At 31.5% G+C, this 11,889-nt stretch carries 10 protein-coding genes; 3 read left to right on the top strand and 7 right to left on the bottom strand.

Going from position 1 to position 11,889, the window contains the following annotated elements:
• Positions 1–188: 188 nt before the first annotated feature.
• Together Q0075_RS04230 and Q0075_RS04225 are read right to left on the bottom strand one after the other, a co-directional pair.
• The gene (locus Q0075_RS04230; RefSeq protein WP_297868424.1) at positions 189–482 is read right to left on the bottom strand and encodes a cell division protein ZapA; all 294 of its coding nucleotides are present in this window, start codon (positions 480–482) and stop codon (positions 189–191) included.
• 6 nt (positions 483–488) lie between these two features.
• Positions 489–779 carry a hypothetical protein gene (locus Q0075_RS04225; protein ID WP_297868423.1) on the bottom strand — a complete coding sequence of 97 codons (291 nt, stop codon included), beginning with the start codon at positions 777–779 and terminating at the stop codon, positions 489–491.
• 191 nt (positions 780–970) lie between these two features.
• Between Q0075_RS04225 and Q0075_RS04220 the strand changes: the two genes are divergently transcribed.
• From Q0075_RS04220 to Q0075_RS04210, 3 genes are read left to right on the top strand one after another with little or no spacing between them, the layout of a single operon-like run.
• Positions 971–2,653 (top strand): M23 family metallopeptidase, encoded by a 1,683-nt coding sequence (locus tag Q0075_RS04220; protein WP_297868422.1) that lies wholly within the window; start codon positions 971–973, stop codon positions 2,651–2,653.
• Between the two features lie 15 nt (positions 2,654–2,668).
• The gene (locus Q0075_RS04215; RefSeq protein ID WP_297868421.1) at positions 2,669–5,134 is read left to right on the top strand and encodes a TonB-dependent receptor; all 2,466 of its coding nucleotides are present in this window, start codon (positions 2,669–2,671) and stop codon (positions 5,132–5,134) included.
• A gap of 43 nt (positions 5,135–5,177) precedes the next feature.
• Entirely contained in the window at positions 5,178–5,891 is a 714-nt protein-coding gene (locus Q0075_RS04210) for a hypothetical protein (RefSeq protein ID WP_297868420.1), read from the top strand.
• A 36-nt stretch (positions 5,892–5,927) separates the two neighbouring features.
• Here the strand turns inward: Q0075_RS04210 and Q0075_RS04205 are convergent, their stop codons facing one another.
• The 5 genes from Q0075_RS04205 to Q0075_RS04185 all read right to left on the bottom strand — a co-directional run.
• Positions 5,928–6,629, bottom strand: coding sequence for a hypothetical protein (locus Q0075_RS04205; protein ID WP_297868419.1), 702 nt, complete (start codon positions 6,627–6,629; stop codon positions 5,928–5,930).
• 133 nt (positions 6,630–6,762) lie between these two features.
• The gene (locus Q0075_RS04200; RefSeq protein ID WP_297868418.1) at positions 6,763–8,610 is read right to left on the bottom strand and encodes an ABC transporter ATP-binding protein; all 1,848 of its coding nucleotides are present in this window, start codon (positions 8,608–8,610) and stop codon (positions 6,763–6,765) included.
• Entirely contained in the window at positions 8,611–10,338 is a 1,728-nt protein-coding gene (locus tag Q0075_RS04195) for a phospho-sugar mutase (protein WP_297868417.1), read from the bottom strand.
• A gap of 40 nt (positions 10,339–10,378) precedes the next feature.
• Positions 10,379–11,320: a glycosyltransferase family 2 protein gene (locus tag Q0075_RS04190; protein ID WP_297868416.1), complete on the bottom strand. Its 942-nt coding sequence runs from the start codon at positions 11,318–11,320 to the stop codon at positions 10,379–10,381.
• Positions 11,321–11,889 (bottom strand): DUF4199 domain-containing protein (locus Q0075_RS04185; RefSeq protein WP_366798147.1); only part of this gene is annotated, 569 nt, incomplete at its 5' end.

The following is an 11,889-nucleotide window of genomic DNA, read 5'->3' as shown; positions in this document are numbered from 1 at the left end:
AAAAAAAGCCTACATTAGATGTTTGTATAAACTCTGTTATACAAGATTTGAGCTAACCTGCAGTTCAAACTTCCCACTTAAGGGCCTGTTATAGTTGCAAAGATTCACTCGTTTAAATTGTTAGTGTTGAGTTTATCAAATATATACTAATGTAGGCAGTATCTTTGTTTGTTAATGTAAGAACGTATTTATTTTGAGAGTAACTCACTCAATTTTTTATCCAAATTTTGCAATCTGGCTATATTTGTTTCATTATCTTGAGAAGAATTGATCTGTTTTTGTTCAACTTGAGCTGCAAATTGCAAGGCACACATAGCTAAAACATCTTGTTTGTCTCTTACAGCATAACTTTGTTCAAACTGTTTTATCATAGCATCTATTTTCTTTGAAGCGCTTCTAAGCCCTTCTTCTTGTGATGGATCCACAGTTAAGGGATACATTCGATCTGCTATTGATATTTTAATTTTCAGTTTCTCACTCATACGGTTCTAATCCGAAAGTTGGGCTATACAATAATCAATTTCCCTGATTAATGAATTTATTTTGAGTTTTGTTTCTCGTTTGTTTTCTTCACTGCCTAGTAATGAATTAACCATTTTAAGAGTATCTAGCTGATTCTTTAAAGTTTCTATTTCACTTGATTGCAACTGTTGATTTTTTTTAGAAAGCAACAATTCTTCTTGCAACTCTATGTTTTTCTTTTCAAGCTGAACGACTTTTTGGTTGAGCTTAAAAAATTTAACTTCGAGAGAATCAATTAATTCAGATAATTCAGTCATTAATGATAAATTCATTTCATTATTTCACAAAGTTAGCATTAGTATTCAAAAATAGCAATACTTTTTATTAATTTTTATGAATTAATTTTAAGTATTCATAACTGATTGATTGTTATTGTTTTAAATAACGTATCTTTTTTGACTGTTTTAATATAATTTTTTTTCCTATTTTAGCGCTAAACAGAATTTGTATGAAATTTTTATTAGCCTTTTTATTTCTCCCTTTTTTAATTTACAGTCAAGATTTTCCTCAAGATTATTTTCAATCGCCTCTACTGATTCCTTTAGATTTATCTGGCTCCTTTGGCGAATTGCGAAGTAACCATTTTCATTCTGGTTTGGATTTCAAAACAAAGGGGGTAGAAGGTTTGCCTGTTTATGCTGCGGGTGATGGCTATGTTTCCCGAATCAAAATTTCAGTATTTGGATATGGAAAGGCTATTTATATAACGCATCCTAATGGGTACACTTCTGTTTATGGTCATTTGCAAAAAGCTAATGGAGCTATTGAAACATACATCAAGTCGAAACAATATAAAGAACAATCTTATGAGGTTGAAATGTATTTATTTCCAACAGAGTTACCTGTAAAAAAAGGTGATATTATTGCTTTTTCAGGTAATACAGGAGGTAGTGGAGCGCCACATTTACATTTTGAATTTAGAAATACAAAGTCAGAGGAAATTTTAAATCCTATGCATTTTGGTTTTAAAAAAATAATTAACGATGATAGAAAACCCGTGATTCAAGGAGTAGTGGTTTACCCTTTAGATTCAACTACGGTTAATAAATCGCAAAAACCTATAAATATTAATTTTTCTAAACAATCTGATGGAAGCTATTTAGGAACTAAAGTACAAGCCAATGGTAGGATAGGATTTGGAATAAATGCTTATGATTTTTGTACCAATGCCTACAACAAGAATGGTTTGTATAAGGTGAAAGCTTATTTAAATGGTGTTTTACAATATCAATTCGGGTTTGATAGTTTTGCTTTTGATGAATCTCGTTACATTAATAATTTTATTGATTATGAACGATTTCATTTAATGGGGCAACGCATTCAGAAATTATTCCAATTATCAGATTACCCATTATCTATTGTTGCAGGGAATAAAAAAGACGGTACAATAAAAGTAAATCCTAATTCAAATTATAATTATAGAATTGAATTATATGACTTTCATGAAAATAAAGTTGAAGTGCTAATCCCTATTGAATTTGCTTCAAGTAATCCTAATATTTTAAATACAATTCAAAAAACACCTTACTTTGTTAAAGCTAAAAATGAAGCTATTTTTGAAAAAAGCAATGTATCGGTGCAAATACCTGAAAATGCATTTTACAACAATTTCTATTTAAATTTTGATGTAAATGGTGATATTTTAACATTACATGACGATAGTGTTCCTGTGCACAAAAATATTACAATAACATTTAATGATGTTCAAGGTTTAACAGAAGAACAATTATCAAAAACTTTTATTGCAACACTTGATGGATATAAATTATCATACAATAAAACGTATAGAAAAGGGAATTCATTTACCATGAAAACGAAATCGCTGGGAAAGTATAAACTAGCACAAGATACTACACCTCCAAGAATTTATAATGTTAATTTTGTAGAAGGGAGTACTATTAAAGAACTAAAAACGATTAGTGTTTCTGTAAATGATTTGCATTCTGACATTGATACATTTAATGCATATTTGAATGGAAAATGGATTTTAATGGAATATGATTATAAAACAAAAAAATTAATACACAATTTAGATGATAATATTTGCGTTCAAGGTAGAAACGATTTAAAGATTGTTGTAACGGATAATTTGCAAAATTCTACTACCTTTGAATCTTACTTTTTTAGATAATTAAAACGAATTCTTTTGAAAAATATATTTTTGGTATTCATTATTGGTTTATTTTCTTTGACGGTTTCGGCTCAAAAAGCCCGTGTTAAAGGTGTTATTTTAGACGAATTTAATAATCCGGTTGAAAATGTAACGGTTAAAGTGGGAGATAAAGGAACGGTTTCTAATGAAAATGGTTTCTATATTTTAGAAATTGAGGCTAATAAGAAAGTTACAATTACTTTTACTCACGTATCATTAATGAAAATTACGATTGATTTGAATTTGAAACCTAATGAAGATTTTGAGTTAAATCCAGTAATGAATTCTAAAGTTGAGGAGTTTGGTGAAGTTACAGTTGTAGGAAATAGTAAAAAAAGAATTGAGGGTGTTACCACAATCGATCCGGTTATTATAAGAAAAATACCCGGTGCTAATGCCGGAATTGAAAATATTGTTAAATCCTTACCAGGTTTTAATAGTAATAATGAATTGAGTACTTCGTATGCGGTACGTGGTGGAAATTACGACGAAAACTTAGTCTATGTAAATGAAATTGAAGTCTATCGTCCTTTTTTAATTCGTTCAGGACAACAAGAAGGATTGAGTTTTACTAATACAGACTTGGTTTATAATGTTGATGCTTCCGCCGGAGGTTTTCAAGCTAAATATGGTGATAAATTATCTTCAGTTTTAGATATTACATATCGAAATCCGAAACAGTTTGGCGCTAGTTTAGAAGCTAGTTTTTTAGGAGGAAGTCTTACAGTTGAAGGGGTTTCTAAAAATCAAAAATGGAGTAATATTACGGGAATTCGTTACAGAGATAATAGTTTGTTAGTTAATAGTCAGGAAACTCAAACTAATTTTAGACCTACATTTTTTGATGTTCAGTCTTTGTTAAATTTCAATGCTTCCTCTAAATGGAATTTTAGTTTTTTAGGCAATATTTCACAAAATAACTATAATTATCAGCCTTTAACGCGTCAAACCAACTTTGGAACTATTGATGAGCCTATTGCTTTATTAGTGTTTTATGAAGGGCAAGAAAAGGATAAATACCTTACTTTTTTTGGTGCAGGGAAAGCCGTTTATCAATACAATGAAAAAAATAAATTAAAATTTATTCTTTCGGGTTATCATACGCAAGAGCAAGAATATTATGATATCTTGGCTCAATATAGATTAGGAGAAGTTGATGCAAATATTGGTTCTGATACCTTTGGTGATGTGGTTTTTTCTCGTGGTGTAGGTTCCCAATTAAATCATGCTCGTAATAATTTAGATGCACTAATTGTTAATACAGAAGTTAAAGGTTTTCATGAAATTAATAAAAAATCTCAAATTGAATGGGGAGCAAAGTTTACTATTGAGGACATTAGAGATCGATTAGTAGAGTGGGAGGCAGTAGATTCTGCCGGTTTTTCATTACCAAATCCTTTATTAGAATATGTAAACAATCAACCATATAATCCGTATTATGGGCCATTAGCACCTTATAAAAATATTAGAGCTACTAATTTTACTAAAATTAATAGATTGTCAGGATATTTACAATGGAATTATAGGGGGAAATTAGGAGCTCATGAGTATTGGTTAAACGCAGGAATTCGTTCTCATCAATGGCAAGTTACCGCTGATAATCGACCTGATGGAGCTAGTCAATTTACTTTTTCTCCTAGAGCTCAATTTGCTTTTAAACCTAACTGGCGTAAAGATATGATGTTTCGATTGTCTGGAGGTTTGTATCATCAACCTCCTTTTTATCGAGAACTTCGAGATTATGATGGGGTAGTGCAAACCAATGTAAAAGCCCAACAATCATTTCATATCGTTTTAAGTAATGATTACAGTTTTAAAATGTGGAATCGCCCTTTTAAATTGGTTTCAGAAGCTTATTATAAAAATATTACAGATGTAAATACCTATACAATAGACAATGTTCGCATCCGATACAGAGCAAACAATAACGCAGAAGCTTATGCTTACGGATTTGACGCTAGGCTAAATGGTGAGTTTGTTCCTGGAACCGAATCTTGGTTTAGTTTTGGGTACTTAAAAACTGAGGAAAATCAAGACGGAAAAGGTTTTATAGCTCGTCCAACAGATCAAAGACTTAAATTTGGAATTTTATTTCAAGATTATATGCCAAACATTCCTAATCTTAAGTTATATTTAAACTTGGTTTACAATACAGGATTGCCAGGAGGATCGCCTTCATATGTTGAAGATTCCTATGCTTATCAAATGCGATTAAATGATTATAGAAGAGCTGATGTTGGATTTTCTTATGTGTTTAAAGACCAAGAAATTAAGGCTGCTAAAAAATGGTTAAAACCTTTTAATGAATTCTCTTTAGGGTTGGAAATTTTCAATTTATTCAACAATCAAAATGCGATTACGAATACTTGGGTTCGTGATGTATATACAAAATCACAATACGGAATTCCAAACTACATGACCACTCGCGTTTTTAATATCAAATTGGTAGCCCGATTGTAAGCCAATTATTATTTTAGTATATTTGACTATAAAATTCAAACAGATGAAACGTATTCTTTTTACTTTTAGCTTAGTTGCAACTTTAATGAGTTGTAAAAATGAAGCAGAAACGCCAAAGGTTATCTATGAAGAAGGAAAAACTAAGGTAGAAGCAGAAGTTAAAGATACGTCGTCTATCAAAGTGGCAGATTTGCCAATATTGATGGAAGGAACCAAGTATTTGATTCATCCAGTTGGAGATGTTCGTGTGTATGATTCGAATAGTAAAGTCTACGGAAGCAGTAAAACCAATCAAGTTAGTTATGCTATTTCCAATTATAATCGATTTGAAATTACAGGTTATTTCGATAATTTGAACTTTCAACATATTGATTCTACAACTATAAAACCATTAACAAATAAGAAGATTCAAATTCAAACCGCAACATTTTTAGATGGAATAGCGGCTAAAACCAAGAAGCAAATCATGGTTTACACTTTGGTTGATTCCGATACTAACAAAGATGGAAAAATCAATCAAAATGATATTCGTTCGTTGTATTTGAGTTCGGCAAGTGGTGAAAAATTTACCAAACTATCAGAAGAATTTAAAGAGTTAATCGATTGGAATATAATTGAAGCCCAAAATCGTTTGTATTTCAGATGTATCGAAGACATCAACAAAAATGGTGCTTTTGATAAAAATGATAAAGTACACTACCACTATGTTAACTTGTTAGCAGACGAGTGGAAAGTGGAAATGTATACTCCGAATTAATTTACAAGATTTCTCAAATAGAGTTCAGAAGATTTTCTAAATCAGAATATCACTTTCTAAATCCGATTTTTCAATTTCAAAATCAAATCCTAGTTTAGAAACTAATTCGATTACCAGTTTTTTATACCAGTTTTCGCTTTTTGGGTGAATGTAGATTTTTTCGATTAATTGGTTCAAATTAACATCGACTTTTAAGCCGTTGTCGATTTTTATACCATTAGCTGAAACGTCAGAAATAATACGAATTTCTCTTTCGTATTGAAAACTTTTACGTTTAAACAAAAACGGGAAAAACGTATCTTCAAACGGAATAAATTCTTTTTTGTAATCGATGTAATTTACAGCGCCAATGTATTGTTCGGTTTGTCTTTCAGGTTGTAAAGCTTCTTTAAGTCTACCAATTGTAGTTTGAATCGCTAAACCTTCGGTGTTTTGAGTGAAAATTTGCCACATCGCAAACGATTCATATTCGTTAATATGCCAACTACTAATCACAACTTTTTCTCGATGTGATTTGTAGTAATCTAAAAACTTAGGATTGTTAGCAGCAATTTTCTTTATTTCTTCAAAAGTAGGTTCCGAAAATGTGCCTTCATATTGGTCTTCAAACTTATCTGAACGCGACATAAACAACTGTTGTGACAACAGCATGTCTAAAAACTTAGACAAGTCCAAATATTTCCAAACAATGGTCTCATTGTCATCGGGTAATGTGATATTTGGATGGTTTACATACATTTTTCAAGTGCAATTACAAGTTCAAAAATCAAATTCAAGTAAAATTACAAATTTTGGAACACAGATTTAAGAAATTTACATAATCTACAAAATCTTGAAATGAGATTAATTTATTTTGCTAAACTCCTAACTTTTACTCGAAACTCTGCATCATCACCAACTTCGAGTATGTTCCATTCAAAGCTAATAATTCGTCATGCGTTCCTTGCTCCACAATTTCACCTTTCTGCATTACAACAATTTTATCCGCTTTTTGAATGGTTGATAATCGGTGTGCGATAACAATTGATGTTCTATTTTGCATCATGTTTTCTAATGCCACTTGAACGAATTTTTCACTTTCTGTATCTAAAGCCGAAGTAGCTTCATCTAAAATCATAATTGGAGGATTTTTCAAAACGGCTCTTGCAATCGATAAGCGTTGTTTTTGTCCGCCTGAAAGTTTTCCACCAGCATCACCAATGTTTGTTTCAATTCCGTTAGGTAAATCTTTTACGAATTCGTAAGCATTAGCTATTTTTAAAGCCGCAATGATTTCTTCATCTGTTGCATCTTGTTTCCCTAATAGAATATTATTTTTTATCGTATCGTTAAACAAAATTGAATCTTGAGTAACTAATCCTATTAAATGACGTAACGATTCTAACGTCATGTCTTTAATGTCGATATCGTCGATTTTTACACTTCCTTCTTGTACGTCATAAAAACGAGTCAATAAATTCGCAATCGTACTTTTTCCAGAACCTGATTGTCCTACTAAAGCGACTGTTTTTCCTTTTGGAACTTCTAACGAGAAGTTTTTTAGAACATTTTCTTCTTCATATTTAAAGTTGATGTTTTCAATTGTGATGGAAGTATCAAAAGAAGTTTTTATGATTGCATTTTCTTTATCGGTAATAGTATTTTCAACTTCTAATACATCAAAAACGCGTTCGGCAGCAGCCAATCCACTCTTTACCTGATAAGAAGCTTTAGAAATTGCTTTTGCAGGAGTTAGAATATTGTAGGCTAATCCCATGTAAGCAATAAATTTAGAGCCTTCAAGTAGAGGAGAACCATCAGCAAAGGTTTCTACCAAAACCATATTTCCTCCGTACCAAAGTAAAATAGCAATTACAACGATTCCCATGAATTCACTCATAGGAGAAGAAAGGTTGTTTTTTCTTCCGATACTGTTTGTTAGACGATATAATCTTTGAATTGAACTATTGAATTTGTTTGTAAATGAGCCTTCTGCATTATAACTTTTAACTACCTTTAATCCGCCAAGGGTTTCTTCTACAACCGAAATCAAATAACCATTTTCATCTTGTGCTCTTTTAGATTTTGCTTTTAAACTTTTTCCAATTTTAGAAATGATAAAACCAGAAATAGGGATAAAAACAAATACGAATAAAGTTAATTTAAAACTTATTACAATCATGGCACCAATAGTGAAAACAATTGTCATTGGCTCTTTAATAACCAATTCCAGGATGTTAAAAAACGAATTTCTTACTTCATTAACGTCTCCTAACATTCTTGCCATCATATCACCTTTTCTTTTCTCTGAATAATAGGAAATTGGAAGACTAATGATTTTATCAAACATTTTGTTTCTAAGGTCTTTTAAAACTCCATTTTTTAGAAGCATCAAATGATTTAGAGCTAAATAATTAAAAATGTTTTTTAATAAGAAAGTTGAAATAATAATAGAAACTACTAATAAAAGAGCGTATTGTGCACCACTTTCATTTGTTAATTTTGTTATGTAAAAATATAAATAATCATTTCCGTAGCTTGTTATTTCCCAAATCGAAGTTAATTTAGGTTCTTTAACTATTTTTTCAGCGTCTTTGAACAAAACATCGAGCATTGGAATTAATGCAATAAATGATAAAGTACTAAAAAGAGCATAAAGAATATTATAAATAACATTCATTACAATATCTTTTTTGTACTTCAGAGCAAACGGAATTATTTTCTTTAAATTTTGATCCATTTAGTTTAATTTCATTGCTGAAATAATGCCAGCAATTTTGTTATCTAATTCTTTTTCAACTGATTTTGCGTTTTCAATCGTATCTAAATCTCCATTTACGCTGAAATAGAATTTAATTTTTGGTTCGGTTCCACTTGGTCGTGCACAAATTTTACTTCCGTCTTCCAAATAGTAAATCAATACGTTTGATTTTGGAACATGAATTTCAAATTCTTCATTGTTCATGAAGTCTTTTCCTTTTGAAGCTTGATAATCTTCGATGCAAATCACACGTTGTCCATTGATTTCCTTTAAAGGATTTTCGCGTAAAGCAATCATCATTTGTTTGATTTCGTTAGCGCCTTCAATTCCTTTTTTGGTAATCGAAATCAAATGTTCTTTATAGAAACCAAAATCAATATACAAATTCAATAATTCTTGGTATAACGAACTTCCCGAAGCTTTAGCTTGCGCTGCAATTTCACTTACCAATAAAATAGCGGCAACAGCATCTTTATCACGAACGGCATCGCCCACCATAAAACCAAAACTTTCTTCACCACCACCAATAAATTTCTGATTTGGGAAATCTTTAATGAATTTTGCAATCCATTTGAATCCTGTTAATCCTACTTTACATTCTACATCATAAGCTGCTGCTAATTCCAACATCATTGGAGTGGAAACAATAGTCGAACCAATGAATTCATTTCCTTGGAATTTATCAGCGCGTTTCCATTGTTCTAATAGGAAAGCGGTCATGATAACCATCGTTTGATTTCCGTTTAATAATTTGATGTTTCCATCTAAATCACGAACGGCAACCCCTAAACGGTCAGAATCTGGGTCAGTTCCTACGACCATATCGGCACCAATTTTCTCTGCTAAAGCAATTGCCATTGACAATGCTTCTGGTTCTTCTGGATTTGGAGAAACTACGGTTGGGAAATCACCATTAGGTTCCGCTTGTTCAGGAACGATATTTACATCGGTGTAACCTGCCTTTGCTAATACGTTTGGAATTGCTTTAATCGAAGTTCCGTGCAAAGAAGTATAAACGATTTTTAAATTAGCTTTAGCATCGGCTGGCGTGTTAAAACTTGCATTTTCAACGGTTGATTTTGCGAAAGCTTCGTCTACTTCAGCATCGATATATTCAATTAAATCGTTGTTCGCTTCGAATTTGATATCGCTGTATTTTAAATCTTCAATTACTTTGATAATTTCGGCATCTTGAGGCGGTACTAATTGACCACCATCTTGCCAATACACTTTATAACCGTTGTATTCTGGTGGATTGTGAGAAGCCGTTAAAACAATTCCTGCATGGCAATTCAAATGACGAACTGCAAATGATAATTCAGGAGTTGGGCGCATATCTGAAAACAAATATACTTTAATTCCGTTAGCCGAAAAAACATCAGCTACTACTTTAGCCAATGTATTACTGTTATGACGACAATCGTAAGCGATTGCTACTTTCAATTGTTCGTTTGGAAACGATTTATGTAAATAATCTGATAAACCTTGCGTGTTTTTACCTAATGTGTATTTGTTGATACGATTCGTTCCAACACCCATAACACCACGCATTCCACCCGTTCCAAATTCTAAATTTTTATAAAAACTTTCTTCCAACTCTTTTGGAGCCGAAGTCATCATTTCTTCTATAGCGTTTCGAGTTGCTTCGTCAAATGTTGGGGTTAACCACTCGTTTACTTTGTTTAAAATACTTTGTTCGATATGCATATTCTGTATGTTTTGAGAGAACTATTGTTTTCTCACAATATTATAGTACTTCTGAAATCTTATAACGTTCTTCGTTGTTTTTGGTTCTTAGGATGATTTCACCTAAAAATCCGGCTAAGAATAATTGAGTTCCAATTAACATCGCGGTTAGCGATAAATAAAATTGCGGTCTTTCGGTGATTAATCTTCCTGTTGTGTTGATGAATAATTTATCGATACCTAAGTAGAATGCGAATAAAAATCCAATCACAAACATAATGGAGCCTAATAATCCGAAAAGATGCATTGGTCGTTTTCCGAAAGTAGATAAAAACCAAATCGTAATCAAATCTAAGAAGCCATTAATAAAACGGCTCATTCCAAATTTAGAACTTCCGTATTTTCTAGCTTGATGAATCACGACTTTTTCACCGATTTTCCCAAATCCAGCATTCTTAGCTAAAACAGGAATATAACGGTGCATTTCACCTGAAACTTCTATGTTTTTAATAACAATGTTTTTATAGGCTTTTAATCCGCAATTGAAATCATTCAATTTAACGCCTGAAGTTTTTCGAGCGGCCCAATTAAATAATTTAGATGGAATGTTTTTTGCTACAACCGAATCGTAACGTTTTTTCTTCCATCCTGAAATTAAATCATAATTATCTTCGGTAATTAATCGGAATAATTCTGGAATTTCATCTGGACTATCTTGTAAATCGGCATCCATAGTAATCACGACATCACCTTGTGCTTTTGCAAAACCTGCATGCAAGGCTTGTGACTTTCCATAATTTCTAAGAAAACGGATACCTTTTACATTTGAATTTTCTTGAGATAATTTTTGAATAACATTCCAAGAAGCATCGGAACTACCATCATCAATAAAAAGGATCTCATAGGAAAAGTTGTGCGCTTGCATCACTTTCACAATCCAATTGTGTAATTCAGGTAACGATTCTTGTTCGTTTAATAATGGGATAACTATGGATAAATTCATTTAGAATACAGGTTTATCTTTTTTGAAAATTGCAGCTAAAATTGCACCAAAAATTGCAGAACCTACTATGCTCCAAATACTTCCTTTGGCTTGCTCAATTGCAGAAAATTGGTTGTAATCTTTCATTTTATCAACTGTTTCTTTGATAGCAGAAGTGGGAGTTCCAAATTTTTCTAACATTTGAACAGTTGATTCAAGTGTAAGTTCTTTTAAACGAATTGCTGCTTCAGGATCAATTACATTAAAAAGTAAAATATTATAAACAACAGAAATTGCTATACCTATAAGTGCAGATACAAAATAAGTAGTGAAGCCTTCTTTAAAACTCATGTAACCACCTAAATCTTTTTTGGTTTTAACTAATAACACACAACCAATAATAATATAAACTACTAAAATTAGTATACCAAGCCACCATTTAGTCATTAAAGATAAATCAACAATGTAAATAGAAGTTGTAATCAATACACTTAATACTCCAGTGATAATACCGAAGGTAATTCCGTTTTTTTTGATAATTTCGTTCATAGTTTGTTTTGGTTTAATTAATTTACAAATATAAGAATTCT

The sequence above is a fragment of the uncultured Flavobacterium sp. genome (assembly GCF_937967675.1).
GTDB lineage: Bacteria > Bacteroidota > Bacteroidia > Flavobacteriales > Flavobacteriaceae > Flavobacterium.
Note: the sequence above shows the minus strand (reverse complement) of the source record. Positions and strands in the feature narration are given on the sequence as shown.